At 64.5% G+C, this 26,689-nt stretch carries 24 protein-coding genes; 4 read left to right on the top strand and 20 right to left on the bottom strand.

What is annotated here, in order from left to right:
• Nucleotides 1-234: 234 nt before the first annotated feature.
• Nucleotides 235-1,326 (bottom strand): cytochrome d ubiquinol oxidase subunit II, encoded by a 1,092-nt coding sequence (cydB, locus tag NFR41_RS05190; protein ID WP_251230979.1) that lies wholly within the window; start codon nt 1,324-1,326, stop codon nt 235-237.
• A 2-nt stretch (nt 1,327-1,328) separates the two neighbouring features.
• Nucleotides 1,329-2,807: a cytochrome ubiquinol oxidase subunit I gene (locus NFR41_RS05185; RefSeq protein WP_251230978.1), complete on the bottom strand. Its 1,479-nt coding sequence runs from the start codon at nt 2,805-2,807 to the stop codon at nt 1,329-1,331.
• 346 nt (nt 2,808-3,153) lie between these two features.
• Here NFR41_RS05185 and NFR41_RS05180 point away from each other — a divergent pair, with 346 nt between their 5' ends.
• On the top strand, nt 3,154-4,278 hold the full coding sequence (locus NFR41_RS05180) for an aldo/keto reductase (protein WP_251230977.1): 1,125 nt from the start codon (nt 3,154-3,156) through the stop codon (nt 4,276-4,278).
• A gap of 129 nt (nt 4,279-4,407) precedes the next feature.
• On the opposite strand, the gene mazG is transcribed toward NFR41_RS05180, so the two are convergent.
• Nucleotides 4,408-5,394, bottom strand: a complete 987-nt coding sequence (gene mazG / locus NFR41_RS05175; RefSeq protein ID WP_251230976.1) for a nucleoside triphosphate pyrophosphohydrolase — start codon at nt 5,392-5,394, stop codon at nt 4,408-4,410.
• 110 nt (nt 5,395-5,504) lie between these two features.
• Between mazG and NFR41_RS05170 the strand changes: the two genes are divergently transcribed.
• Nucleotides 5,505-5,978, top strand: a complete 474-nt coding sequence (locus tag NFR41_RS05170; RefSeq protein WP_251230975.1) for a hypothetical protein — start codon at nt 5,505-5,507, stop codon at nt 5,976-5,978.
• A 41-nt stretch (nt 5,979-6,019) separates the two neighbouring features.
• Here NFR41_RS05170 and NFR41_RS05165 read toward each other — a convergent pair whose 3' ends face one another.
• The 7 genes from NFR41_RS05165 to NFR41_RS05135 all read right to left on the bottom strand — a co-directional run bounded on the left by NFR41_RS05165 (nt 6,020) and on the right by NFR41_RS05135 (nt 11,273).
• Complete coding sequence (locus tag NFR41_RS05165) at nt 6,020-6,895, bottom strand: TrmH family RNA methyltransferase (protein WP_251230974.1); 876 nt, start codon at nt 6,893-6,895, stop codon at nt 6,020-6,022.
• Nucleotides 6,896-6,940: 45 nt separating this feature from the next.
• Complete coding sequence (locus tag NFR41_RS05160) at nt 6,941-7,471, bottom strand: adenine phosphoribosyltransferase (protein ID WP_160213578.1); 531 nt, start codon at nt 7,469-7,471, stop codon at nt 6,941-6,943.
• Between the two features lie 148 nt (nt 7,472-7,619).
• The gene (locus NFR41_RS05155; RefSeq protein WP_251230973.1) at nt 7,620-8,048 is read right to left on the bottom strand and encodes a YbaN family protein; all 429 of its coding nucleotides are present in this window, start codon (nt 8,046-8,048) and stop codon (nt 7,620-7,622) included.
• 154 nt (nt 8,049-8,202) lie between these two features.
• Nucleotides 8,203-8,634 carry a universal stress protein gene (locus NFR41_RS05150; protein WP_160213576.1) on the bottom strand — a complete coding sequence of 144 codons (432 nt, stop codon included), beginning with the start codon at nt 8,632-8,634 and terminating at the stop codon, nt 8,203-8,205.
• Between the two features lie 141 nt (nt 8,635-8,775).
• A complete protein-coding gene (locus NFR41_RS05145; protein WP_251230972.1) occupies nt 8,776-9,099 on the bottom strand; it encodes a CxxCxxCC domain-containing protein in 324 nt (107 codons plus the stop codon).
• On the bottom strand, nt 9,083-9,973 hold the full coding sequence (locus NFR41_RS05140) for a hypothetical protein (RefSeq protein WP_251230971.1): 891 nt from the start codon (nt 9,971-9,973) through the stop codon (nt 9,083-9,085). The genes NFR41_RS05145 and NFR41_RS05140 overlap by 17 nt, the downstream gene beginning before the upstream one ends.
• Before the next feature lie 310 nt (nt 9,974-10,283).
• Nucleotides 10,284-11,273, bottom strand: a complete 990-nt coding sequence (locus NFR41_RS05135) for a helix-turn-helix transcriptional regulator (RefSeq protein ID WP_251230970.1) — start codon at nt 11,271-11,273, stop codon at nt 10,284-10,286.
• 139 nt (nt 11,274-11,412) lie between these two features.
• Between NFR41_RS05135 and NFR41_RS05130 the strand changes: the two genes are divergently transcribed.
• Together NFR41_RS05130 and NFR41_RS05125 are read left to right on the top strand one after the other, a co-directional pair.
• Nucleotides 11,413-11,706 carry a type II toxin-antitoxin system Phd/YefM family antitoxin gene (locus NFR41_RS05130; RefSeq protein ID WP_251230969.1) on the top strand — a complete coding sequence of 98 codons (294 nt, stop codon included), beginning with the start codon at nt 11,413-11,415 and terminating at the stop codon, nt 11,704-11,706.
• Nucleotides 11,694-12,032, top strand: coding sequence for a type II toxin-antitoxin system RelE/ParE family toxin (locus NFR41_RS05125; RefSeq protein WP_251230968.1), 339 nt, complete (start codon nt 11,694-11,696; stop codon nt 12,030-12,032). The genes NFR41_RS05130 and NFR41_RS05125 overlap by 13 nt, the downstream gene beginning before the upstream one ends.
• 23 nt (nt 12,033-12,055) lie before the next feature.
• Here NFR41_RS05125 and NFR41_RS05120 read toward each other — a convergent pair whose 3' ends face one another.
• The 10 genes from NFR41_RS05120 to NFR41_RS05075 all read right to left on the bottom strand — a co-directional run bounded on the left by NFR41_RS05120 (nt 12,056) and on the right by NFR41_RS05075 (nt 26,683).
• Nucleotides 12,056-13,381, bottom strand: coding sequence for a coproporphyrinogen III oxidase family protein (locus NFR41_RS05120; protein ID WP_251230967.1), 1,326 nt, complete (start codon nt 13,379-13,381; stop codon nt 12,056-12,058).
• Nucleotides 13,382-13,878: 497 nt separating this feature from the next.
• Complete coding sequence (clpB, locus tag NFR41_RS05115) at nt 13,879-16,614, bottom strand: ATP-dependent chaperone ClpB (protein WP_160213569.1); 2,736 nt, start codon at nt 16,612-16,614, stop codon at nt 13,879-13,881.
• Between the two features lie 40 nt (nt 16,615-16,654).
• Nucleotides 16,655-17,047 carry a heat shock protein transcriptional repressor HspR gene (locus tag NFR41_RS05110; RefSeq protein ID WP_160213568.1) on the bottom strand — a complete coding sequence of 131 codons (393 nt, stop codon included), beginning with the start codon at nt 17,045-17,047 and terminating at the stop codon, nt 16,655-16,657.
• On the bottom strand, nt 17,044-17,985 hold the full coding sequence (locus NFR41_RS05105; protein ID WP_251230966.1) for a DnaJ C-terminal domain-containing protein: 942 nt from the start codon (nt 17,983-17,985) through the stop codon (nt 17,044-17,046). Before NFR41_RS05105 ends, NFR41_RS05110 begins: the two co-directional genes overlap by 4 nt.
• Before the next feature lie 160 nt (nt 17,986-18,145).
• Nucleotides 18,146-18,832 carry a nucleotide exchange factor GrpE gene (locus tag NFR41_RS05100; protein ID WP_160213566.1) on the bottom strand — a complete coding sequence of 229 codons (687 nt, stop codon included), beginning with the start codon at nt 18,830-18,832 and terminating at the stop codon, nt 18,146-18,148.
• A 5-nt stretch (nt 18,833-18,837) separates the two neighbouring features.
• Complete coding sequence (dnaK, locus tag NFR41_RS05095; RefSeq protein ID WP_160213565.1) at nt 18,838-20,742, bottom strand: molecular chaperone DnaK; 1,905 nt, start codon at nt 20,740-20,742, stop codon at nt 18,838-18,840.
• Nucleotides 20,743-21,170: 428 nt separating this feature from the next.
• On the bottom strand, nt 21,171-21,968 hold the full coding sequence (locus tag NFR41_RS05090) for a TIGR03084 family metal-binding protein (RefSeq protein ID WP_251230965.1): 798 nt from the start codon (nt 21,966-21,968) through the stop codon (nt 21,171-21,173).
• 166 nt (nt 21,969-22,134) lie between these two features.
• Nucleotides 22,135-23,277 carry an acyl-CoA dehydrogenase gene (locus tag NFR41_RS05085; protein WP_251230964.1) on the bottom strand — a complete coding sequence of 381 codons (1,143 nt, stop codon included), beginning with the start codon at nt 23,275-23,277 and terminating at the stop codon, nt 22,135-22,137.
• 300 nt (nt 23,278-23,577) lie between these two features.
• Nucleotides 23,578-25,023 carry an SLC13 family permease gene (locus tag NFR41_RS05080; protein ID WP_251230963.1) on the bottom strand — a complete coding sequence of 482 codons (1,446 nt, stop codon included), beginning with the start codon at nt 25,021-25,023 and terminating at the stop codon, nt 23,578-23,580.
• A 154-nt stretch (nt 25,024-25,177) separates the two neighbouring features.
• The gene (locus tag NFR41_RS05075; RefSeq protein ID WP_251230962.1) at nt 25,178-26,683 is read right to left on the bottom strand and encodes an SLC13 family permease; all 1,506 of its coding nucleotides are present in this window, start codon (nt 26,681-26,683) and stop codon (nt 25,178-25,180) included.
• Between the last annotated feature and the right edge of the window lie 6 nt (nt 26,684-26,689).

The following is a 26,689-nucleotide window of genomic DNA, read 5'->3' as shown; positions in this document are numbered from 1 at the left end:
GGGCCCCGCGCTAGCATTGCCTTCTTGGCGAAAATCAATCCAGGAAATCAGTTGACAAAACTATAGGAACACCCCCCAAGAGGGTTTTTGCAAGGGGAATTCTAGCAGAAGGCGCCCCGACCACAGAATCGGAGCGCCCTCTGCAAATACCTTAAGAAAGCGGGTGCAGCGGCATAGCCGCACCCGCCCGATTGGAATTCGAATCCGATCCGAAACCCAGGCCGACGACTGTGCCTAGTAATGCACCTTCGCCAAATCAACCCGGCCTCGGAACGTCCGGTAGATGACTACATGGTACACGAGCACCAGGGGCAGACCAACGCAGGTGATGCCGGTCATCCAGCCCAAGGTGAGCTCGGAGGAGCCGGCGGTCATGGCCGTGATGCTGGCGCCGACACTGCCGGCGGAGGCCACCACCAGGTTCGGGAACATGGAAGCGGCAAGCAACATGACCAGCAGGAAGCACCCCGCCGCCTGGCACAGAAACGCCGCCAGGTCCGACTTCGTCACCGCCGCAGCCTGGGCAGCGGAAAGGCCGCCCGAAACCAGCCCGTCGCGACCGCCCTTGGCGCAGAAGAACGCCGCGCCCACAATAGCCAACACCACCAGGATGGCCAGGATCCAGCGAACCGCCGTCAGGCCGGCGAACATGTCCGGCTGCACGACGAAGTGGCCCATGACCGACTCCAGCACGAACAGCACCAGCACCGCAACGAGCAGCGGGCGGCGCAGGGCCGCAGCGCTATCACGCACGCTCGACCCCAGCGGGGCTTTAAGCGACAGCCAGCAGGCACCGGCCGCCACGAACATGACCAGGGACAACACGCCCGTGAGCAGGGTGAAGGGCGTGATGAGCCCCAGCAGCGGGATGCCCGCGTAATTGCCGGCCGCATCTAGCGGAATGCCGGCGTAGATGTTGCCCACGGCCACGCCCAAAAGCAACGCCGGCAGCAGCGAACCCACGAAGAACAGCGCGTTCCACACCTTGCGCCACTTGCGGTCGATGCCGGCGTACTCAACGGCCACCGCGCGCACGATCAGCGAGAACAGCACCAGCATAACCGCCAGGTAGAAGCCGGAGAACGTGGTGGCGTAGGCGTCGGGAAACGCCGCGAACAGCGCACCGCCGGCCGTCAGCAGCCACACCTCGTTGGCATCCCACACAGGCCCGATGCTCGTACGGACCACGGCCTTGTCCTCGTCGGTCTTGGCGACGAAGGGGTACAGGATGCCCGCGCCCAGGTCGAACCCGTCCAGCACGAAGTAACCGGCGATCAGCACGAAGATGAGCAGGAACCAAAGCCCTTGCAGCACCGTGATTTCCATGGCTACTCACCGCCTTTCCGGGAAGCGTCCGCAACCGGGGCGGCCGCAGCCCCCTTGTCAACCACGAGCACCTCTTCGACGGCCACCGCGCCCGCCTCGGGGGCGCCCTTGATCGCAGGTCCCTCCTTGATGAAGCGGCCGATGGTGCGAGCCCAGGCTATCAGCAAGAACAGGTACACCGCCAGGAACAGGATGAGCGTGATGGCAACCTCCACGTTGGAGACCGAAGCGGACACGCCGTCCTGCACAAGCAGGGATACGCCGTCGGGGCTGGTCATGGACGGATACACCACCCACGGCTGACGCCCTACCTCGGCCGTGAACCAGCCGGCCTGGATGGCGATGAAGGGAAACACTGGGCTGATGACGCACAGCCACTGCAGCCAGCGCATCTTCACGATCTTGCCCTTGCGGAAGGTGAAGATGAGCGCCAGCAGGCAGATCAGGCAGATGGCGCCGAACATGGCCACCATCAGGTGGTAGGTCTGGAACACGAAGTTCACCGGAGCCGTGGCCGGGTCAAGGCCTGCAAACTGCTCGGTCTGCGCCAGCTCGTTGAGGCCCGGGAACTCGGTGTCCCACGTACCCGTAGCCAGGAAACTGGTGCCACCGGGGATGGAGAAGGGAGTGACGACCTCCTGGGACTGCTCGTCCACCCAACCGAAGGCATACAGGGGCGGCACTTCGGAGTCGTACATGCCCTCCATCATGGCAAGCTTCGAAGGCTGCTCCTCGCTCACCACCACCGCCGACGAATGGGCCGTGCCCAGAAGCACCGCCGTGGAAACGATGGCCACCACCACGCCCAAGCGCATGGTCTTCGCGGCGAACTGCGCATGACGGCCCTTCAGCATGTACCAGCCCGCCACGGCCATGGCCACGAAGGCGCCCATGACCAGCAGCGCCAGCACCGTGTGCCCGTAGCGGGGAACCAGCGAGGGGTTCAGCGCCGCGGCCAGAAAGTCGGTCAGCACGGCGGAGGTGCCGTCGGCGGACAGCTCGGCACCCGCGGGCGTCTGCATCCAGGAGTTGGCGATGAGGATCCACAGGGCCGACAGGGCCGAGCCGAACCACACCAGCCACGCAGAAGCGCAGTACAGCTTCGGCGAAACCTTCCCTCGGCCGAACAGAAGCACGCCCAGGAAGCTGGATTCCAGGAAGAACGCCAGCAGTGCCTCGGCGGCAAGCGGCGCGCCGAAGATGTCGCCCACGAACCGCGAGTAGTCGGCCCAGTTGGTTCCGAAGGAGAACTCCATCGTGATGCCCGTCGCTACGCCGAGAACGAACGTCGCGGTGAAGATCTTCACCCAGAACACTGTGGCCGCCTCATCCTCGGGGGCTCGCGATCGGAAGGACCTGGTGGCGTTGATCGCCATGATGAGGCCCAACCCGATGGTCAGCGGAACGAAGATGAAGTGGTAGGCCGCCGTTGCCGCGAACTGCAATCGCGCCAGCAGCACCGGATCGGACAGGAACTCCATATCGTTACCTCCTCTCTTATCTGTTGCACAACGGGTGCCAGTGTAGCACAGCGCAGCCGCGCTATCTCCATAATTGCAAGCACGAGAGTAACAATTTTATGATTGCATCGGGGCGGGCCTTGCCCATCACCCTCGGGCAATCCGAGTCCCTTCCTCTTTTTTTCCTCCTCCCATCTATCCCTCCCTCGCTCCTCCTTCCCCACCTCATTTCCTCAACTCGTCCCTCATTCCGCACCCTCTCCTTCCCCGCTCCCAGCGCCCCGTACGGAAAGCGTTGACTTAAAGCTCACTTGAATGGCTATAATCCCGTTTCGCAAAGACGTTATCGCCAGCGAAAGGATACCCCATGGCCTCTAGCCTGCTTTCCACCCCCAAGCTCGGGTTCGGCTGCATGCGCCTGCCACTTCTGGACCCCGCCGACCAGACCAGCATCGATCTTGACCAGTTCAAGCAAATGGTGGACGTGTTCCTGGAGGCCGGAGGCACCTACTTCGACACCGCCTATGTCTACCACGAGGGCGCTTCCGAGACGGCCCTGCGCGAGGCCCTGGTAAAGCGCCACCCGCGCGAGAGCTTCACCATTGCCACGAAATGCCTTGCCTGGGCCTGCCCCAGCAAGGAGGTCGCCCAGTCGTGCCTGTCCGAGTCGCTTGAGCGCCTGGGCACCGACTACGTGGACTTCTACCTACTGCACAACGTGGGCGGCGCGCGCACCGCGGTGTTCGACGCTTACGACATGTGGAACTTCGCCAAGGAGCAGAAGGCCGCCGGGCGCATTCGGCACGTGGGCTTTTCCATGCACGACGACGCCGACACGCTGGACGTGCTGCTCACCGCTCACCCCGACATGGACTTCGTGCAGCTGCAGGTGAACTACCTGGACTGGGACAACCCGGTGACGCAGTCGCAACGTTGCATGGAGGTAGCCGCCAAGCACGGGGTACCTGTGGTCATCATGGAGCCGTGCCGCGGCGGCCGTTTGGCCAGCCTTCCCGACGACGTGGCCGCCATCCTTGAGCAGGCGCGTCCCGACCTGTCCCAGGCGTCGTGGGCCTACCGCTTCTGCTACGAACTGCCGGGCACCATCGCCACGCTTTCGGGCATGTCCACCTTGGAGCAGGTTCAGCAGAACACCAGCGAATGGAAGGAGGCGGGGCTGTTCTCCGACAGCGAGCGTGCAGCCCTTGGCGAAGCGCTCGCCCGGCTGAAGACCATGGCCCAGATTCCCTGCACCGCCTGCCGCTACTGCGTGAAGGGCTGTCCCGAGGGCGTGGTCATCCCCGACATCCTGAACCTGGTGAACCTTGAGCTGCAGACCGGCGACCGCAACTTCGCGAAGGGGTTGTATTCCTGGCAGGCGGCCGCCGGCCCCGCGTCGAAGTGCATCGAATGCGGCGCCTGCGAGGCCATGTGCCCCCAGAGCATCGACATCATCGACCAGCTGAAGGTGGCCGCCGAGCACTTCGAGTAGGCTGCACCCCTCCCCAGTCAACCGAGCAGCCCGCATTATCGGCATGTTCGTGCGTTTTTCTGCACCAACATGCCGATAATGCGGGCTGCGAACCGTTCGGGCGCGCGACGGGGTGCGGCCCGGACGCCCTTACTCCCCTGCCTTCACCGCGTCCCAGAGCTCGTTTTGCTCGGCAGTAGTGAGGTCTTCCAGGGCGCGACCCCGGGCGCGGGCGGCAGCTTCCATGGCCTCCCAGCGGCTGCGGAACTTGCGGCAGGTGGCGCGCAAAGCGCTTTCGGCGTCGATGCCCATGCGCCGAGCCACGTTCACCAGGCTGAACAGCACGTCGCCGAACTCAAGCTCCGCTGCGGCGATGGCCTGCGCCGCCGCCTGCTCGTCCTCGGGCGTCTGGCCAGCTGCGCTTCCGTCGGGCCACGTGCCGCCCGCATCCATCTTGCCGTTTGACGCCTTGGGCGCAGCATCGTAGGCGGCCTGCAGCTCGGCGGCCTCCTCGTGCACCTTCTTCCAGATGTCGGCGACGGTATCCCACTCGAAGCCGGCCGACGCCGCCTTGCGCGAGATCTTCTGCGCCTGCATGAGCGCGGGGAAACTGGTGGGCACGGCGTCGAGCAGACCGGACGCCGGCGCGCTCTGCTCGCCTTGCTCCCCTTCCTCGCCAATGCGCTCTGCCAGCTTCACCTGGTCCCACAGGTCCAACACTTCGGCGGCGCTTCCGGCCTGCACCTGGCCGAACACGTGGGGATGGCGGCGCACCAGCTTGTCGTTGACCTCTTGCGCCACGTCGTCGATGGTGAACTCGCCCGCATCGGCGGCAATCTGGCTGTGCAGCACCACCTGCAAAAGCACGTCTCCCAGCTCTTCGCGCAGATGGGCCGTATCCCCCGCTTCGATGGTGTCCACCGCCTCGTAGGCTTCCTCAATCATGTTGTGGGCGATGGAGCTGTGGGTCTGCTCGCGGTCCCACGGGCAGCCGTCCGGAGCCCGCAGCGCCGACACCGTGGCCACGAACTGGTCGAAGGCTGGATGGGCTACGGGGTTCGCCGCCCGCTCCAAGGCCGACAGACCGCTCTCGGGCAAAGTGGCGGCTTCCGCGCTCGATATACCAACGTGCGTCATAACGCTTCCTTCCGTTTCGCCAACGGGGCCCGCAGGCTCCCCCGCACACCGATGCTTCTGCTAGTATAGGGCACGAACGCACTTGCGCCGCGCCACCTTAAGGAACGCCCATGGACTCGAAACTGACCGCCTCTGACAACGGCCGCCCACCGCGCCGCCGCAGCCAAGCCGCAGCCTCGCAGTGGGCGGTGCGCCTGGCCTACCTCCTGGTGTTCGCGGTGAACGTGCAGTGCGCGCTTTCCTTCGCCGCGGACCCGCAGAGCTTCGTGGGCGCCTACCAGCTGCAAGGGGCGGGCAGCGCGGGGCTGGCCGCCGTCCAGGGCATCGGCGTGGCCTTCCTCATGTGGAACTGCACCTACCCTGCCGTCATCGCTAGCCCGAAGCGCTTCTTCTCCCTGGCCGTGGTGGTGCTGGTGCAGCAGGCGGTGGGGCTTGTGGGCGAGACGGTCATCCTGCTGCAGCTGCCCGCCGGCTACGACGTTCTGACCGCAAGCGTGGTGCGCTTCATCCAGTTCGACGCCTTCGGGCTTGTGCTCATGGGAACCGCCTTCGCATGGATGGCGGCAACGAACCGCCGGCACTAGGCCCGCTCGCCCGCCGGCCGCATCCCCGCCGAATCACCGCCTCAGCGCGCCCGCAGCTCCCAAAAGGCCACGGCGCTGGCGGCTGCCACGTTGAGCGAATCCACACCGTGGGCCATGGGGATGCGCACCACGTAATCCGCCTGCTCGATGGTGCTCGCCGACAGCCCTTCCCCTTCGGTGCCGAGCACCACGGCCAGTCGTTCCTCGGCCGCAAGCGCCGGATCGTCCAGCGCCACGGACTTATCGGAAAGCGCCATGGCGGCCACCGCGAAGCCGGCCTTATGTAGAAGCGGCATGCCGGTAGCCGCCCATCCGCCCTGACGGCAGACGTTGCCGTGCGCCCCCTTCGTCGCCGGGGCGTCGTCGCCGATGCGGGCCCAGGGGACCTGGAAGACCGTGCCCATGGACACGCGAATGGCCCGGCGGTACAGCGGATCGTAGCAGCCCGGCGTCACCAGCACCGCGTCCACGCCCAAGGCGGCGGCGCTGCGGAAGATGGCCCCTACGTTCGTGTGGTTCGTGATGTCCTCGAGCACCGCCACGCGCCGCGCGCCGGCCAGCACGTCGGCCGCGCTCGGCAAAGCAGGACGCCGGAAGGCCGCCAAGGCGCCGCGGGTCAGGTTGAACCCGGTCAGTCGCCGCAGCTCTTCGGCGGGCGCTGCCAGCACGCTTGCCTGCGGATAGCCGGCCTCCACGGCGCGCACCAGCCCCTCCACCGCCGCAGACCGCAGAAGCTCGGTGCTCACCAGCAGCGACAACGGCTCGAATCCGGCAGCGATCGCCCGGGCTATCACCTTGTCGGACTCGGCGATGAACAGCGCGCGCTCCGGTTCCAGCCGGCTGCGCAGCTGCACGTCGGTCAGGCGCGCGTAAGCATCCAGGCGCGCATCATCTAAGCTTGTCACATATTCAACCATAGATCACCGCCTCCTGCGCACGACGTCGCCGCCACGGGAGGCGTCCTAGGACGCCTGCACCAGCGAGAACACCTCGGCGTCGGTCTCTTCGGCGATGACCTTGCGCGGGTTCAGGAAGGCAAGCTCCAGCAGAAAGCCCATGCCCGCCAAGGTGGCACCGGTCTCCTGCACCAGCTTCACCAGGGCGCGCACGGTGCCGCCGGTTGCCACCAAGTCGTCCACGATGAGCACGACGTCGTCGGGGCTCAAGGCGTCCTGATGGATTTCCAAGGCGTCGGAGCCGTATTCCAGCTGGTAGTCGGCGCGGTAGGTGGCCCGGGGAAGCTTGCCCGGCTTGCGCGCGGGAATGAATCCGGCACCCAGGCGGGCCGCCACAGGAGCGCCCACGATGAACCCGCGGGCCTCGGCGCCTATGACCTTTGTGATGCCCTTGCCGATGAAATGGTCGGCTATGCCGTCGATGGTGGACGCGAAGGCCTGGGGGTCCGCCACCACCGGCGTGATGTCCTTGAACACCACTCCGGGAACCGGATAGTCAGGCAAATCGATGATGAGGTGCTCGTACTCGAAGGCCATGGGGTCTCTTCTTTCTCGGTCGCAAGCGTGCGGAGCGCACCCGCGCAACGCGTTCGGGTGCACGACGCGTCCGGGCACGGCAGCATCGCCAACCGGACAGCGGTGCCCATGATACCCCAAAGCGCCGACGAGCACGCGGCCGGCCGACCTATTCCCCCGTAGGCTCCAAATCACCCGGCTCGCCGCTGCGCATCTGGCCGTACTGGCGCGCCTCCTCCACCGAAACCGTCTTGATGCGAGTGACGAAGAACCAGATCTCGAACAGGGTGAGCCCGACAAGCAGCGCCTTGGCCCACCACTGCGGCAAAACCACGGCCAGCACCGACATGATGACCACGCCGGGACAGGCGCACAGAAGCTTCGCGCGCACGGTCATCTGGCGCTTGTCCATGTAGTTGGAAAGGTAGCGCTTGTACAGCTTCGTGCCCACGAACCAGTCGTTGAGCCGCTTGGAGCTGCGCAGGAAGAAGAACGAAGCCAGCAGCAGAAACGGCGTGGTGGGCAGCACGGGCAGCAGGGCCCCTACGGCGCCCAGCGCGAAGAAGAACAGCCCAAGGGCGGCGTAGACGTAGCGCATGGTACTCCCCCTCGATCGTGTCGGCAGCCCGCCAAAAGCCGCCGTGCGTGCCGAAGAGTGTATCGGGCGACGCTACGTCGCGGTCAAGGGCCGCGCGCGCCCTCCACAAAAATAGACGAGAGCGGCGCCAGCGACCGCCCATAGCTGCCGGCGGCTACTTCACCACCAGCACGGGCACCTTCGAGCCGTGGATGACCTTATGGGACACGCTGCCGATGTACTCCTTCAAGCCGGACAGGCCGCGGCTTCCCAGCACCACCAAATCGTAGTCGCGCTGATCGAGCAGCTTCAGGATCTCGCTGGCGGGATTCGTGCCCGTGAGCAGCAGCGAGTCGGTGCGGGGCTCCAGTGCCTCGCCCATGGTCTTCACGGCGTCGGCCAACAAATCCTCGCCGTCGGAGATCATCATGTCCAGGATGTCCTGGAAGCTTTGCATCTGGGATTCGTCCAGAAGCGGGATGGGGATCACGTACACCACGTCCACATGGGCTTCCGGATTGTGAACAGCCAGGTCGGCCGCCATCTTCAATGCACGGGTGGCCACTTCCGACTCGTCGTAGGCAACCAGGATCTTGTTCGCAGCCATGACCGCTCCTCTCGTCGGCACCATCGCGAAGACCGCAGCTTCGCCTTTGCCCCAGTATAGCCCATCGGCCACAGATGACGCTTTCGATATGGTGACGTTTCAGGTCAGCTGCAAGCCGCCTCTGCTCGCAGCTGCGCGCAGCTACAGCGCCGCCGTCCCGTCCGACTCTTCGCGAAGCAGCCGCCGATAGGCGCATTCCTCGGGGAGCAGCTCGTCGAACAGAGCCACCCGAAGCGTCACCTTCGCGCAGCGCTCGTTTTTCCGGAAGCGGTCCTTGTACACGCGGCACAGATGCGTCCCCATGTCGAAGAAGCGGCAGGGCGATGCGTAATCCACCAGCACCTCGCCGTCGTCGCCCAGCTCGCGCTCGAAGCAGCACCGCCCGCAGCGGCTGCACACCTCTTCCCAACGCTCGCGCACCGACTCGTAGCGCTGCAGCTCCTTCGCGCTAGGCTCTCGCTCCACAAAGCTTCCTTCCCTCCAGGTCGGACACGGCGCAAAGCGGCCGCGCGGAATCGGATCGACACAGCTCGTCGGCCGACAGGTCGGGACGGCAGAGCAGGTTGTGCTCCGTCACCGCATCGCGCCCGTTCAGCGCATCAACCCGCAAGCGAAGATCGTCGCGGATCGGTCGCTGCGGAACCGCGAGCACCCGCAGCTCGTCGAAGCCCTCCTCCACCGAGGGGACCTGCAGCCGACCGGCGCAGTGCTTGAACGTATCATAGCCCGCGCGACGCACCGCATCGCTCACAACCCGAGGGTAACCGACCCAACGGCATTCCAGCGCGTCGCATTCGCGCAGCACCCCGCGCAGCCCGTCGGCCACTACATGCCTGAAGCTGCGGTAGTAGAACGGACCCTCCATGACCACCACCGGATCGTGCGGCGCGCCCTCGGCAGACGCCCCCATGGCTTCAGCCGCATGGATTTGGCAGCGCCTGATGGCGTTCTCGGTGAACTCCTGGAAGATGGCCAGCGCAATCATCTCCCGGCGCCGCGGCGGCATGACGCGCGGGTAGGCGTCGTTGGAGAGGAAGTTGCGGTAGGTGACTGTTTCGAACGGCAGCGGTTCCACCACCCCGTCGAACGTCTCGACGATGTAGGTGCTCTTGCCCGATCGGGGCGGACCGCATACCAGCACCACGCGGATGGGGCACTGCCGAGGGCGGCCAGCCAGCGAACCGTCGCCGTCCCCCGGAAGCGGCCGCCTGCGAGGGGCTTTGCCGGGGCAGCTCGTCGGCGCATCCTGCGAGAAGGGCTCGTCGGGCAGCACGGTTTGCGCTGCCTGCAGCAGCAACCTGGCTACAAGCTGGTCGTTGGGCGACTCGAGCGGTCCCATGACGCACCCCCTTGCTCCCCTGCTTCCCGACACCTGCGCCATCCCCTTGCGCACCGGGCCGCTCCTCTCGGCATCGGGGCGCATGCGCATCCTCGGCAACCGCCGGAAAGCTCTTTGCGATGCGCTCATTATCCTTGGCCCCATCAGGCCTTCGACCACCGTGCCCTATCGGTTTTTGAACCGTAACGTTCTGCAACATTTTGCACGCGCGAGCTTCTTGCGGCGCCTTGCTGCATGCCCGGGTCCCGCGCTCCGCCCCCCAGGCAAGGAGCGCTTGGGGCGATGCGCTTCCGTAAGACGCCGCCGGAAGCTATTCCTGCAGCTCGCCCTCGTCCAGGGACACCTCCTCGAGCGCCCGCACGGCCTCCGCGTAGGAATGCACGTCCAACTTGGCGTACAGGTGCTTCACATGGGTGCGCACGGTGCCCATGGACACGCCCAGGGCATCGGTCATCTCCGGAGCGCGGCGACCCTGGGCGATGAGCAGCAAGATGTCCGACTCGCGCGGCGTAAGGTCGCACTCCGCCGTCAGCTTGCGAACCCGCGCCTTGGTCACCAGGTCGTTGTAGTGCTTGGCCGACAGCTTTCGCCGCAGGCCCCAGATCTTGCGGATCTGCTCGTCAGTGCCCACCCAAAACGTCGCCGCCGTCAGAAGCGCGGTCACCGCCACGGACAGGGCGAAGTAGTTCTGGGTGCCCGGGGCGAAGTTCTGTACGAAGTTCATCGCGAACAGCACACCCGCGATGGTGCCCAGGCCGTTGTAGAGAAGCGCCCGGGACACGACAAGCCGCATGTCCACGGCCGTCCGATGGGCCAGCGCGCAGCAGCCCAGGAACAGGAAAGCCAGGTAGAGCAGGTTGCCTGCCTCGGTGAACGCCAGGGCGAAATCGCTGTTGGAGGCAAATGGGATGAGCAGATAGCCAACCAGGGCCAGGGGAAACACCATCGAGCGCATCTTCGACCACAGCTCGTGGTTGTTGCCCATGGCGAAGAACAGCACCGCCAGCAAGGCGATGGTCACCACGCAGCCGAAGAACACGCCCAGGTTGATGCTGAAGGGCCCCGTCTGGATGAGCCCCTCAAGGATATGCAGCACGCCGAATACCACGCCGTAGATGACGAGGTGCGCCATGAGCGGCGGCGGGGTGCGGGCGTCCACCGTGCGCACCTCTACCTCGGCACCGCCGCCATCTGCCGGGCCCGCCAGCATCAGGAAAAGCACGGACAGCCCGAAAACCGCCCCGTAGACGACGGCGATCCATGGGAGTGTAACGGCAGCGAGCGCAAGGCCGCCTGCCAAGATGCAAGCTGACAGCGCGCATTAGGAGAAGGGAGCCCGAGGGCTCCCTTTCTCTGCGTTCGGTCCAACTTGTTCCCTCTTGATAGGGCCAAATTTTGCACTTATATTGCACAAATAAGGGCTTTTCAAGGAGGACGCCATGCCATCAGCCATAGCGGTTCCGGATATCCGACCCATCAGCGAGCTGCGCACCAACCTCAACGGAATCTGCGAGGATGCGCGAAACACCCAGGAACCTATCTTCATGACGAAGAACGGAAAGGCAGCGCTCGTGATCATCGACTGCGAGGCCTACGAGCGTCAGCGGCAGCATGACCGCTACGTGCTGAAGCTGCGCGAGGCCGAGATAGAAGCCTCGTATCGCCCCGAAACCGTTTCGCAAGAACAACTGAACGCCCACATGGCAGACATCTTCAAAACATGGAGACTCTGATAGCGAGACGCTCCGTCACGTACAGGCCGAAGGCGGCCTACGATATCGAATCGGCGGTCGTCTGCGTAGGGCAAGTCCTCGACTCCCCTCAAGCCGCCAAACGACGGTACGAGCAACTCCAGGATGCCCTGGTTTCATTGGCCGATATCCCCACGCTCGGAAAGCGATTCGACGACGAGCTGCTGACACATCACGGCATGCGCACGTACCGCGTTGGTCAGTACCGGCTGTTCTACGCCTTCACCGAAGAAGCCTTGACGCTCTGGCGCGTCCTGTACACCCGCCACGACCTCGACGACTACGCCCTCATGAGCCTAGACGATTAGCAAGCGCCCCTGACAGTAAGCCTCTACGCCGGCGTGCCGTCGCCGAAAAGCAGTTCGTGCTCCAGGCCGGTGAGCTGGGCGCGGGCTTGGTCGCGCAGGTTGTTCATGCCGCTCAGGAACTGGCGGTACATCACCAGCGTGAGGTAGCGGCCACGTTCCGTGAGCGTCAGCTCGCAGGCGTCGTCGGTGGCGAAGGACCCGTTCAGGCGCATGAAGGCCATCTCGGCCGGCAAGCCCGCTTCCACAGACACGCCGAACTCCTCCTTGAAGGCCCGTTTGTCCAGGCGCAGCTTGTACAGGTTCACCAGGAAGCTGTAGCGCATAAGGTCGCGCTTGGACAGCACCGACTTGCCCATGATGGCCATGCGCCCCTCGTCGACGGCGGCGGAATAGTCCCGCAGGCTGAACTCGTTCACGTACAGCGCGCCGTTGAGGTGCGTGATCGACCCGCTGCCGATGGCCGGGTAGGCATCGTAGGCGGTCTGGTACTCGTCAATGAGCAGGGCGTGGTCGTCCTCGCCTTCGTCGTTCAGGCGATTAAAGGTCCAGATGGTGTCGCGGCGGAAGAACGGCCTGTCGCCGCCGGTCAGGATGCCATCCAGCAGCTTGTAGAAGCGAAACTCCCGGTTGTAGTCCATAGCGCCCAAGGTCTTGGCCATCTTGTTGGCCGTGGCGTTGCTCACGTAAAGGGGACTGAAGGTAGTCTGGCGCGCGCCGCATTCCACGATGTGCTCGATGTCGCTGATGAGCATGTCCTCGGTCTGCGTGGGGAAGTTGAAGATCATGTCCACGTTGAGCGACTCGAAGTACGGCAGCGCCTCGGCGATGCGCTCCATGATCTCCTGCCCGCTTCCGTACTTCTCGTAGCGGTCCATCTGGCGCAGCAGGTCGTCGTCGAAGGACTGCACGCCCACGGACAGGCGCTGCACGCGCCCGTGCAGCTTGTCCAGCCACGGCTGGGTCAGGTGGTTCGGGTTCGTCTCCGAGGCCACTTCCTTGATATCCCACGTGTCGCGGGCCAAATCCAGCGTCTCGCACAGCTCGTTGATGTCCACCGTGGGGGTGCCGCCGCCGACATAGATGCTCTCGATGTCGTAGCCCTGCTTCGCCAGCAGCAACATCTCCTTGCGCATGGACTCGTAGTAGGGCTTGGCGATGTCGGCGCGGAAGGGGTAGCGGTTGAAGCTGCAGTAGGGGCACAGGCGCTCGCAGAAGGGCACGTGCATGTACAGCATGTAGCGGGTGTTCGGCTCGGGGTCGGGAAAGAAGCGCTCGTCGGTGGGCTTCATGGAAAGCCGGTTGCCGGCGATGGTCTTCACGGTGTTGGTAAGAAAGCGCTCAGCAAGCACGGAGGTCTCCTTTGGAAAGAACCGCGATACGCCGGCGGGATAACCCCTGCGGTCAGTAGTCGCGGCAGCGGTTTCTTGCGCTGCTCATGGTAGCCTTTCGGCGAAGGCCTGCACCCCATGCCCCGGCGGCTTCACCCAAACTCAAAAGTTCGACCGCAAGCCGCCGTCACCCAATCCGAACAGTGCATACGGGGAGGGTTCTGCAGCAAAACCAGCAGAACCCTCCCCGTATGCACTGTCTTGCGCGACAAGAAGCCAAAGTAACAACGCTCGAAGCAGCGGCCGCCCGCGCCACGGCTAGCATCTCAGGCAATCCGGCATCCCATAAGGATAATCAACTGCACGAGCCTTTTTCGTTTGTTGTCGCGCTAGCTTTTGCGCTACCCCGAAGTCCGCACCGGAAACCCGGCCGCAAGGAAGGCGAAAGCCCTTCCCTCCAATCGCTCGGAGGGAAGGGCTCGGAATCCGGCGTGTGGAAAGCCTGGGACGAAAGCCCCCTAGGCGTCCAACCCCATGGAGTCCAGATCGGTGAGGTTCAAATCCTCCAGGCTGCTCACGTCCAGGGGCTCTTCCACGGTGCACTCGTAGTTACCGTCGGAGCCGATGCCGATGAGCACGTGGCTGCGATCGAACACCTTGCCCTCGATGACCTGCTGGGCTATGCGGTCCACAATCTCGCGCTGGATGAGGCGCTTCAGCGGACGGGCGCCGTAGACCGGGTCGTAACCGTCGATGGACAGGTGCTCCATGGCCTCGGGGGTCACATCAAGCGTGATGCGGCGGCCGGCCAGGCGCTTGCGGATGTCCTCCAGCTGCAGATCGACGATGGGCTCCATGTCGGCGATGGTCAGCTCGTCGAAGGTGACGATGTCGTCGATGCGGTTCAGAAACTCCGGCTTGAACGTGGAGCGCAGGGCGTCGTTGATGCGGTTGCTGAACTCCATGAGCTTCTTCGCTGCCGCCTCGGGCGTCATGTCCTGCATCTCCTCCACCATCTGGCCCATGGTCTGCTGCTCGAAGGCGGCGCGCTCGCGCATCACCTGGCTGCCGATGTTGCTGGTCATGATGATGATGGCATTCTTGAAGCTGACCACGCGGCCCTGACCGTCGGTCAGGCGTCCGTCGTCGAGCACCTGCAACAGGATGTTGAACACGTCCGGATGGGCCTTCTCAACCTCGTCGAGCAGAATGACGCAGTAGGGATGCCGGCGCACGGCCTCGGTCAGCTGGCCGCCCTCGTCGTAGCCCACGTACCCCGGAGGAGCGCCGATGAGCCGCTGCACGCTGAACTTCTCCATGTACTCGGACATGTCGATGCGCACCATGGCCCGCTCGCTGTCGAACAAAAACTCCGCCAGCGTCTTGGCCAGCTCGGTCTTGCCCACGCCCGTGGGACCCAAGAACAGGAAGGAGCCGATGGGCTTCTCGGGGTCGGAAAGCCCCGCGCGGCTGCGGCGGATGGCGCCGGCCACGGAGGCCACGGCCTTGTCCTGGCCGATGACGCGCTCGTGCAGCTTCGACTCCAGATCCACCAGCTTGGCCATCTCTCCCTGCATCATCTTCTGCACGGGGATGCCGGTCCAGGCGCTCACCACGCCGGCGATCTCGTCGTCGGTGACTTCCTCCTTGAGGATAGCGCCGTCCTGCTGGCGTACGTTGAGGTCCTCCTCGGCCTGGGCCAGGCGCGCCTGCAAGTCGGGGATGCGGGCGTAGCGAATCTCGGATGCCTTCGCCAGATCGCCCTCGCGGGTGGCGCGGGCCTCTTCGTTCTGAGCCTCTTCCAGCTGGGCCTTCAGAGTCTGCACGTTCTCGATAACGTCCTTCTCGTTGCGCCATTCGGCCTTCCGCTTGTCAAGGCTTTCCTTGGCCGCGGCGATGTCTTTGCGCAGCGCTTCCAACCGCTCCTTGGAAGCCTCGTCGGACTCCTTCATGAGCGCCTGCTCCTCGATCTGCATCTGGGTGAGCTTGCGTTCGGCGGCGTCCACCTCCTCGGGCATGGAGTCGATCTCGATGCGCAGGCGGCTGGCCGCCTCGTCCATAAGGTCGATGGCCTTGTCGGGCAGGAAGCGGTCGGTGATGTAGCGATTGGAGAGCTCCGCTGCAGCCACGATGGCGCCGTCGGTGATGCGCACGCCGTGGTGGATCTCGTACTTCTCCTTCAGCCCGCGCAGGATGGCGATGGTGTCCTCCACCGTAGGCTCGCTTACCAGCACCTGCTGGAAGCGGCGCTCCAGCGCAGCGTCCTTCTCGATGTACTTGCGGTACTCGTCCAGCGTGGTGGCGCCGATGACATGCAGTTCGCCGCGGGAAAGCGCGGGTTTCAGCATGTTGCCCGCATCCATGGAGCTGTCGCCGGTGGAGCCGGCGCCCACGATGGTGTGCAGCTCGTCGATAAACAGGATGACGCGGCCGTCGCTGTCCTTCACCTCGCGCAGCACCGCCTTCAGGCGGTCCTCGAACTCGCCGCGGTACTTGGCTCCTGCTACCATGGCGCCCAGGTCAAGGGCGATAAGCTCGCGGTCCTTCAGCGACCCGGGCACGTCTCCGGCCACGATGCGCTGGGCCAGGCCCTCCACGATGGCGGTCTTGCCCACGCCCGGCTCGCCGATGAGCACCGGGTTGTTCTTGGTGCGCCGGGAGAGCACCTGGATGGTGCGGCGGATTTCCTCGGAACGGCCGATGACCGGGTCGAGCTTGCCTTCGCGGGCGCGCTGGGTGAGGTTCTGGCCGTACTGCTCCAGCGCTTCGAACTGCGTCTTGTTGGCCTGGTCGGTCACGCGGGTGTCGCCGCGCAGCTCCTCGTAGGCGGCCTCCACCGTCTTGCGGGTGACGCCGGCGCCGTTCAGGATGCGTCCGGCGGCGTTCTTGTCCTCGGAAAGCGCGATGAGCAGATGCTCGGTGGTGGCGTAGCTGTCCCCCAGCTTCTCGGCGATCTTCACCGCCTGGTCGATGACGCCCATGAGCGCAGGGCCCGGAACGCCCATCATGCCGCCGGTACCGGAGACCTTCGGCATACGCGAGATCTCGTCGTTGACGTTGGCCAGCAGCTGGTGCGGATCGGCCCCGATGCGCTTGATGATGGCCGAAAGGTTGTTCTCCTGGGAAACCAGGAGGGCTTTGAGCATGTGGATAGGCTCGGCCTGAGAGGACTGCGCGTCAGATGCTACGGTGAGCGTTTGCTGCAGCGCCTCCTGGGCGGAAAGGGCCAGCTTGTTCAAACTTCCCATATTCATAGAGGTGTCCCTCCTTCTAAGTGTTCGTCGCAGGTTGCGTTTAAGGAAGCCTTCGCAGCGAGGAAGGCATGTCGGCGACCCGCACCAGGGCGTTCACGCTCTCGCGGGTCTCCAGCTCGTGCACCCGGTCGGCCAGGCGGCGGACCCGCTTGTGCAAATCGTCCAGCTCCTGGTCGCGTTCGTCCAGGCGCCCCTGCAAGTCCAGAATGCGGATGACGCCGGCAAGGTTGATTCCCTCGCCGGTCAGCTCGTTGATAAGCTCGAGCCGCTCGATGTCGGCCTGAGAGTACATACGAGTGTTGCCTTCGGTGCGCTGGGGTGTGACCAGGCCCTTCTGCTCGTAGGCGCGAAGGGTCTGCGGATGCACGCCGGCCAGCTCGGCGGCCACGCTGATCATGTACAGCGGGCGGTTGCGGTCGGTTCGCGAACTCATGACTCCCAGCTCCTCACCGATTCGTCGCTTGCCTCCATGAACGCCTTCAAGGCTTCGGTCTGGGCGTCGCTGAGCTGCGTGGGCACCTTCACCTTGACGGCAATCTTCAAATCGCCGCTGCCTTCGCCCTTCACCTTCGGCGCGCCCTTGCCGCGCACGGTGAGCACCGTGTCGTCCTGGGTGCCGGCGGGAATGGTCACGCGCACCTTCTTGCCGTCGGGCGTGGGCACGGTCACCTTGGCGCCCAAGGCCGCTTCAGCGAAGCTCACTGGCACGTCCATGAGCACATCTGCCCCCTTGCGCCGGTACAATCCGTCCTCGTCGATCTTCGTGACGATGAGCAGATCGCCGTCCTCGCCACCGTTAGCGCCGGGGGCTCCCTTGCCCTTGAAGCGCATGCGCCCGCCGTCTACGGCGCCGGCGGGAATCTTCACCGTCAGCGTCTCCGATTCCTGTCTGCCGGGCACGCGCACGGTCACGCGCTTCTCGGCGCCGTTGAACGCTTCGTCGAACGTGATGTTCAGCGTCACGTTCATGTCCTGGCCCTTCTGGGGACGCGGCGTGCGCCCTTGGCCGAAGTCCCAGTTGCCGCCGAACGCGCCTTCGCCGTGGCGGATGCTCTCCAGGATGTCGGCCCATCCGCCGAACCCGGCTCCTCCGCCCGCGCCGCCGAAGATGTCGCCGAAGTCCACCGCGCCGCCCCAGCCCTGAGGCGGGATCTGGTTCTCGTTAGCGGTACCGTACTGGTCGTACAGCTCGCGCTTCTTGTCGTCGGAGAGCACTTCGTAGGCTTCGTTTATCTCTTTGAACTTAGCCTCGTCGCCGCCCGCATCCGGATGATGGGTGCGCGCCAGCTTGCGAAACGCCTTCTTGATCTCGGCCGCCGTGGCGGTACGGGGTACGCCGAGAATCTGGTAGTAGTCCGGGGTCGCTGCCATAACGCTGTCCACCTCCTTGTGTTCGTATTCCGAAGGCCCGCTTTGCCACCCGCCCCCGACGCCGCAGCGTCGGCGCGAGCCGGCGAAGCATGGAGCCTAACCGGTATTCAACAGGGAGAAGCGGGCCTGTGCCAGCGCCCGCTCCCCCATCCGAGTTTCGTTACTGATCGCCGCCTTCATCAGGCGTTTTCGGCCGCTTCGGACCACCGGTCGTGACGGTTACCATGGCAGGTCGCAAGACTTTCGAACCCATCTTGTAACCTTTCTGGTACACCTCGCGCACGGTCTCGTCGAAGGCCTCCGCGTCCTCGACGGTGGCAACGGCCTGGGCCTCCAGCGCGTCGAAGGGCTCGCCGACCGGGTCGATGGTGATCAGCCCGTCCTTTTCCAGCGTATGCCCCAGCTTGGTGGACACAGCCTTCACGCCGTCCAGAAGCCCGGCCTCGCCGTGCTGCTCGGCGTAGGCGATGGTGCGCTCGAAGTCGTCCAGCACCGGAAGCAGACTGGTGACCAGCTTCTCCGTCGCCCGGGCCTTCTCGGCCTCGCGCTGCTCGGCGGTACGGCGGCGGTAGGTGTCCCACTCGGCATGCAGGCGCATGTACTTGTCCTGCCAGTCCTTCACTTCCGCCTGGGCCTTCAGCAGCAGCTCTTCGGCAACGGGAGCCGCCTCGGTGCCCTCGGGACCTTCGACGACCACCTCCACCGCATCCTCCACGGGGGCTTCGCCGTCGGCGGCTACCGGGTCGTTAGCGGCGGGGGCAGCGGCGTTCGCCTGCGTGGCGTCAGTTGCCGCAGCCCCGCTCTGGCCTGCTGCTTCGCGCCCCGGAGTAGGAGTGCTCTGCGTCATGGCTGCTACTTCCCTTCGTTCTCGTCGTCGACCACCTCGTAGTCGGCCTCGATGGTGTCGTCAGCCGGGGTGCTTTCGGCGGTGGCGGCGGCAGAAGCGGCACCGGCGCCCTCGGTGGAGTACACCACCTCGGCCAGCTTGTAACCGGCCTGCTGCATCTGCTCGGTCGCCGCCTTGATGGCCTCCACGTCGGTGCCCTCAAGAGCGCTCTTGGCAGCAGCGATGGCGGCTTCGGCCTGGCTCTTCACGTCGGACGGAGCCTTGTCGCCCACCTCGGCCAGGGTCTGCTCGGTGGCGTTCACCAGCGCATCGCAGTTGTTGCGCACTTCCACTTCCTCGCGGCGGCGCTTGTCTTCCTCGGCGTGCTGCTCGGCGTCGCGCACCATGCGGTCCACTTCGTCGTCGTTCAGGGCCGTGGAGCCGCTGATGGTAATCTGCTGCTGCTTGCCGGTGCCCAAATCCTTCGCGGACACGTTCACGATGCCGTTGGCGTCGATGTCGAAGGTGACCTCGATTTGCGGGACGCCGCGGCGGGCAGCCGGAATGCCGGTCAGCTGGAACTTGCCCAGGGTCTTGTTGTCGGAAGCCATCTGGCGCTCGCCCTGCAGCACGTGCACTTCCACGCTGGTCTGGTTGTCAGAGGCGGTAGAGTAGATCTCGGTCTTGCGGGTGGGGATGGTGGTGTTGCGCTCGATCATCTTGGTCATGACGCCGCCCATGGTCTCGACACCCAGGGAAAGCGGGGTCACGTCCAGAAGCAGGATGCCCTCGACGTCGCCGGCCAGCACGCCGCCCTGAACGGCTGCGCCCATGGCCACCACCTCGTCGGGGTTCACGGACATGTTGGGGTCCTTGCCGGTGAGCTTCTTCACCAGGTCCTGCACGGCGGGCATGCGGGTTGAACCGCCCACCAGAATGACCTCGTCAAGGTCGCCGGCCTTCAGGCCCGCGTCGGCCAGCGCCTGCTCCACGGGCTTCTTGCAGCGATCCAGCAGGTCCTTGGTGATGCGCTCGAACTCCACGCGGGTCAGCGTGTAGTCCAGGTGCTTCGGGCCGGTGGCGTCGGCGGTGATGAAGGGCAGGTTGATGTTGGTCTGCGAAGTGGAGGAAAGCTCCATCTTGGCCTTCTCCGCCGCTTCCTTCAGGCGCTGCAGGGCCATCTTGTCGGTGCGCAGGTCGATACCGTTGTCGGCCTTGAACTTGTCGGCCAGCCAGTCGATGATGCGCTGGTCCCAGTCGTCGCCGCCCAGATGGTTGTCGCCAGCAGTGGAGGCCACCTCGAACACGCCGTCGCCCAGCTCCAGCACCGACACGTCGAAGGTGCCGCCGCCCAGGTCGAACACGAGGATCTTCTCGTCCTTGTTGGTCTTGTCAAGGCCGTAGGCCAAGGCAGCGGCCGTAGGCTCGTTGATGATGCGCAGCACTTCCAGACCGGCGATCTTGCCGGCGTCCTTGGTGGCCTGGCGCTGAGCGTCGTTGAAGTAAGCGGGCACGGTGATGACGGCCTGGGTGACCGGGGCGCCCAGCTGCTTCTCGGCATCGGCCTTCAGCTTCTGCAGCACCATGGCCGAAATCTCCTCGGGGGTGTAGTCCTTGCCGTCGATGTCGACGACAGCACGGCCGTCCTTGCCCTTCTGCACCTTGTAGCTGACGGTCTTCTGCTCTTCGGGGGTCTCGTCGAAGCTGCGGCCGATGAAGCGCTTCACCGACGAGACGGTGTTCTCGGGATTGGTGACCGCCTGGTTCTTCGCGGCCTTGCCCACCACGCGCTCGCCGTCCTTACGGAAGCCTTCGACCGACGGAGTGGTGCGGTCGCCCTCGGCGTTCACGAGGATTTCGGGCTCGGAGCCCTCCATGACGGCCATTGCGGAGTTGGTGGTGCCCAGGTCGATGCCAAGAATCTTTGCCATTTTGTTCGTTCCTCTCAGTCGGAGTTATACCTACTGCGATGCCGTTGGTAAAAACTCAGTTGTGGAAAGAGCCAAACGCTTACATTAACTTATAGCGATTGGCTCAATCTGTCTTTATGTTTTCACACTATATAATCTGAGTCTCTATCTGTCAAGTTTTCTAGAGTCTGCCACAACAGTTTTTATCAACACTGGAACTATACTCGCCCGGAAGACGCCGAAGCACCCTCGCAAGCATCCGTTACGCGCTGGTCATATGCCCGTTTCCTTACAAGCGCAAGAAACGCGCCCCCAAAGAGACGCGCTCCCGAAAAGCGAACAGATGTGTGTGATATATGGAGGGACATTCCCCACAGCAGTGCACAAGAGCGAGGTTCTGCGCAAATCCCTGCAGAACCCCGCCCTCGTGCGCTCTGACTGGCCGCCGCCTAGCGCTGGCGCTTGGCCTCGGGGGCCGGGTCGGCGGGGCCGGCGTAGGTCTGCACGATGGAGGCGTACCTGCGGGCCTCGTCGCCCACCACCTCCAGGTCGGTGTCCATCCAGTTGCGGCGGCGGATGGCCACGAGCGCCCAGTCCCTGGCGGTTCCCTTGATGTAGTTCGCATCGTTGGGCTCGCCCTTGGCCCACACCTCGCCGGAGGGCAGCGTCAGCTCCAGGTGCATGGGCACCTCGGGGTCGAACTCGAGGCCGTTGACGTTGTACATGTTGGGGCGGCCCTGCCAGGAGAGGAACAGCGTGGAGGTGATGCGCTCCTTCACGACCGGGTCGATGCCCAGGGCGTCGTAGATGTCCACGCTGTGGGCCCACAGCTCCATGAGGCGGGCGGAGGCCAGGGAGCGCACGGACATGGGCGGGATGCCGGCGGCCCAGGGCACGCGGCCCTTCGGGCCTGCCTCCATGAACGCAGCATCCATGAGCGTCCGCTGTTCGCGCCACCATGCCAGCACCTCGGCGCCGCTTTTGCCCTGCCAGGCGTCAATCTTAAAATGCTCATCGCTTTTCGAATACGCTTGGGCCACCGACGCAACATCGGAGCCGCGGCCGCAAATAAGCTCGTTAGCGCAATAGTCGAACAGCGCGATATGGGCGATCACGTCCTTCAGCTTCCAGGTGGTGCAGTAGGAAGCCTGGCGGTTCCAGTCTTCCTCGGTAAAGTCGGCCACCAGGGCGTCCACCAGGGACTGCTCGGCAATCAGGTCGTCAAGGGGTGAGAACATCTCGGCCATGGTTATTCCTTTCGTTTGCAATGCAACGGATAAAAGCAGAGGGGCAAGGCGCCCCGCAAGGTCGGCGCAAGCGCATGCGGGAATGCTTCAAACAGAGGCGCAAGGCGTAGTGCGCCGAAGAGGTCGAGACCCGACCAAACGAGGCGCGCTGCACGGCACATGCTCCCTACTTCAGCTCCTTCAAGATGCCCCGTCCTGCCACGTGGTACATGATCTCGTCGGTACCGCCGCCGATGCGGGCGTTGCGCGCATCGCGCCACAGGCGGGAGATGCGGCAGTCGTTGGTGTAGCCCAAGCCACCCATGATCTGCAGCGCGTCGTCGATGACCTCGCAGGCGGCGCGAGCGCAGTACAGCTTCGCCATTGCGGAGCTGTTGCGGATGGGGATGCCGTTGTCGTGCTCCCAGGCGGTCTTGTACACCAGGTTGCGCATGTTCTCTATCTTGATGGCCATGTCGGTGATCTTCTGCTGGATGAGCTGGAACGACCCGATGGTCTTGCCGAACTGCACGCGCTGGTTCGCGTAAGCGGCCGCGTCGTCGAAGGCGCACTCGGCCTGCCCCAGGGAAGCAGCCGCCATGAGCAAGCGCTCCACCTCGAAGTTCTTCATGGTCTGCTTGAGCGCTTCGCCCTCGCGCCCGAAGATGTCCTTCTCCTCCACCACCACGTCGTTCAGGTACACCTCACAGGTGTTGGACATGTGCCAGCCTATCTTGTCGAGCGGCTCCACGGTGATGCCCTCGGCGTCCATGGGCACCCACCAGGTGGTGAAGGCGCGGCGCGGGTCCTCCTGCAGCGGGTCGCGGGTAAGGCACATCATGTAAGGGGCCGTGTCTGCGTTGGTGATGAAGGACTTGTGCCCGCTGATGTGCACCTTACCGTCCTTGCGGGTGAAGGTAGTGGCCAACCCCGAGTTGTCGGACCCCGCGCCCGGCTCGGTGAATCCGGAACAGTGGGCCACCTTGCCGCGCTTCACCGCGTCCATAGTGGCCGCAATCTGCTCCTCGCTGCCGAAGGACAGCACGGTATCCACCAGAAACGGCTGAGTGAACAGGCAGATGGGACCGCCGTTTTTCATCAGGCGCTCCTTCACCAGCATAAGCGTGAGCGTGTCGACCGGAACCCCACCGTACTCTTCCGGCACCCCCAGAAGCCCGAAACCGTTGTCGGCAAGCGCCTGGGCGAACTCCGCAGGGAAGCGGCCTTCCCGATCGCACTGGGCCACGTAGCTGGGAGGACATTCGCGCTCCATCAGCTCGTCAAGCGACTCCAGCAAAAGCTCCTGCTCTTCGGTCAAGCGAAAATCCATGAATACCGCTCCTTTCCTTCGGTAACGCCGCAAGCAAGCGGCCCGTCCTTTTGCACATTCAGCCCGAAAAAGCTCTCGGGCGCAGTACCGATGAATCGCATCCCCGAAATCTGGGCTGCACGAAAGCCCTGCCGCCTAAGGCCGCGGCCAAGCACTCACCCCCCCCCGCGCCGATGCACTGCGGCCAGCGCGAGAGGCCGCCGATGCGCCGCAGTCAGCGTGCGGGAAACCGCCGGTGCACCGCAGCCGGCGCGCAGGAGGCCGCCGATGCGCCGCAACCAAAGCGGGAGGCAGGCACCCTTAGAACAGCAACGGCCCCAGCACCAGCATGAACGCCAGAGCCGACAGCACAAACGACAACGCCCCTGCCGCCGCGAAAGGATAGATCTGGCTTGAGCCGGCGAACCAATCGCGATTGCCGTGAAGCACCGCGGCCGTGGGGCCGCCTGAGGGAAGCAGGAACGCCGCGTTGCAGGCGATGCAGGTAACCACGGTCAGCAATGCTGCGTTAGCCCCCATGGAAGGCGCCGCCGCAATCATGATGGGCAGCAGCACCACGCCCACGGTCACGTTGCCCATGACGTTGGTGAGCAGCACCACCACGACCACGAACAGCACCGAGAACAGCGCAGCGCTTCCCACCGAACCGAACAGCACCGAGAACCCATGGCTGAAAAGCGGGCTCAAGCCCACGTCGGCGTTGGTGAGCGCCGAGGAAAGCGGTATGGCGCAGGCGATGAGGATCATCGACTCCCACGGGGCGCCGTCACGGATGGCCGCCGGCAGGTTCACCAGGGGCTTTCCATCCGCCATGCGGGCCATTCCCGCCGCAGCCAGCACCACCACGGCGCAGCCCACGGTGCCCACCGACTCCAACAGCCCCAGCAGCCCGCCAGCTCCCGGAAACGCCCCGGGCAGGAACAGCACCGCGAAGAAGACCACCGTGAAGGCCACGACAGCCTTCTGCGCCCGGGTAAGCGGCCCCATGTCCCGTGCGAAATCGTGCGCACGGGAGAGGCGGTCGACATCGGGCTTGAACAGCAGTCGGCAGGCAGTCAGGTACAGTCCCATGGCACCCAATCCGATGCAGGTGTTCAGCACCGTGAACGACAGGTAGTTGATCGGCGGCAGACCCTGGGCGTCGTAAATGCCCAGCAACGTGAAGGACAGCACCTCTATGGGCCACGCGGAATGGCCCATGCAGCAGGCAAGCACGATGCCCACGGTCATAAGCTTCGGCCAGCTGTCGCCGCGCTTGTAGCCGCAGGCATGGCAGATGCTGGACAGGATGCCCCACGAGATGATGATGCCGGGCATGACGCTGGTCACGAAAGAGGTGACATAGGCCGTCAGCAGCAGCGACAGCGACAGAACCCACGGGTCGCGCCGCGTGAACTTGCGTCTCAGAATCCACTGTGCAACCCGTTCTCCCAGCCCCACCTGGTCGAGCACCCCGGCGAAGGTGACCATGAAGAACACCAGCATGAACGTGGTGCCGCCGAAGCCCTCTTTGAAAACGCCCTGCACGCTGAATTCGGGCACGAACCCCAGAAACACCATCCCCAGAAGCGACGTGCCCATCACTCCCACGGTCGACCAGCCGAACACGCACCCAAGAAAGATTCCGAGCACCTTGAATCCGCTTTGCGTCAATCCCTCCGGGCACGGAAGCCCGAAAGGAAGAGCCATAAGCGCCACCATGACGGCAACGCAGGCTATCCGCGAAACCCTCTTCCCCTCTGCCATGGCAAACCTCCTTCTCAGCCAGAATCGAAGGCGGGACGGACGCCGGTTCGGGCGGGGTGAATCCCGAAACGGCGCAAAGCCGCCAGCCCGTCCGCCCGCCTCCGAAAAGGGTGCGCGAAGCCGTTGCAGCGGCATCCGCGCACCCAGCGGGTTGTTAGAACATCACGGCACCCAAGGTGGCGCACAGAATCACGGCCACCACGACGATCACCAGCACGTTGGGAATCGAGTACTTGTAGATGTCCTTCTCGCTGACCCATTCGGTGTTGCCGTGCAGCAGGCCGGCCAAGGGGCTTGCCGAAGGCAAGACCAAAGCAGCGTTGAGCACCACGCACAGCGCCACGGTGAGCATGCTCAGGTCGGCGCCGGTGGCAGCGCCGTAGACGCACACGATGGGCATCAGCATGAGGCCGTAGATGAGGTTGCCCAGCACCTGGGTTCCCACAGCGGCCACGATCAGCAAGATCACGGAGAACATGAAGCCGCTGGCAGACCCGAGCACGGGGTTCAGCACCATAGACAGGCCCTCCTTCACGCCGTTGCCCGTGGTGGTCAGCGCCGTGGAGATGACCATGACGAAGGCCAGCAGGATGAGGGTCTCCCACGGCACGCCGGTCTTGATGGACTCGATGACGTTCACGTAGGGCTTGCCGTCCTTCTTACGCATCAGGGCCAGCACCGCGATGATCACCACCGCCACGGCCGTGGAGCCCAAGGTGGTGAAGAACGCCTTGGCCGGCGTGCCGGCAGGCAGGAAGCTAGGCACGAACAGGAACACGAACAGGGCGGCCAGGGCCACGCACAGCTGCTTCTGCTGAGCAGTGAACACCACGTCGGAGCCCAGGTTCACGTCAGCCTTCTTGAGCGGCGCCACGTCGATACGGAAGCAGAAGCGGCACATGGCCCAGTAACCCACCATGATGAGCACGGACATGATGATGGCGAAGATGGTGAAGGGAACGTAGTCGATGACGATGCCGGTGGCGTCCTTCAGGCTGGCCATCATCTGCAGCGACAGCGGCTTGAAAGGAAGGGCAGCGTTGCCCAGCTGGGCGGCCAGCACGATGCCGATGACCATGAACTTGGGCCACTGGTCCTTGGGGGTGTAACCCACCAGCTTGCAGATGGTGTACACGATAGCCCAGGGAATGAGGATGCCGGGCGAGCAGCTGATGAGCATGCCCACCAGGTAGGCCGCCACCAGGATGAGCAGCGAGAGCACCCAGGGCTTGCCTTGGGCGAACTTGAGCGACACCATCTTGTAGGCGATGGTGTTGGAAAGCCCGGAATTGTTCATAATCGCCGCGAAGATGAGCAGGAAGAACACGAACAGGTAGGTGTCATTGCCGAAAGCGTTCAGGAACACCTTGGCCACGGTGGTTGCCGCCGTCACCTTCCCTTCGGCGTCCACCGTGTCCATGTAGCCGGAAAAGCCCAGCAGCACCATGCCCAGAAGGGCCGGCCAGGTAATGCCCACGGTGATCATGCCGTAGACCACGCCCACGAAGATGAAGACCACCTTCGAGCCGGATTCGGTCAAGGGGCCAATCGGGCCGATCAGGAAGCCCGCTAACATGAGCACCAGCGTGATGACGCAGTTGATGTAGTAGACCGTGTTCTTCTTGCGCGCGCTCGATGGCGCGGCGGTAAGCTCTGTCATATCCTT

The organism is Adlercreutzia aquisgranensis (assembly GCF_943193145.1).
GTDB lineage: Bacteria > Actinomycetota > Coriobacteriia > Coriobacteriales > Eggerthellaceae > Xiamenia > Xiamenia aquisgranensis.
This window is presented reverse-complemented; position numbering and strand designations above follow the sequence as displayed.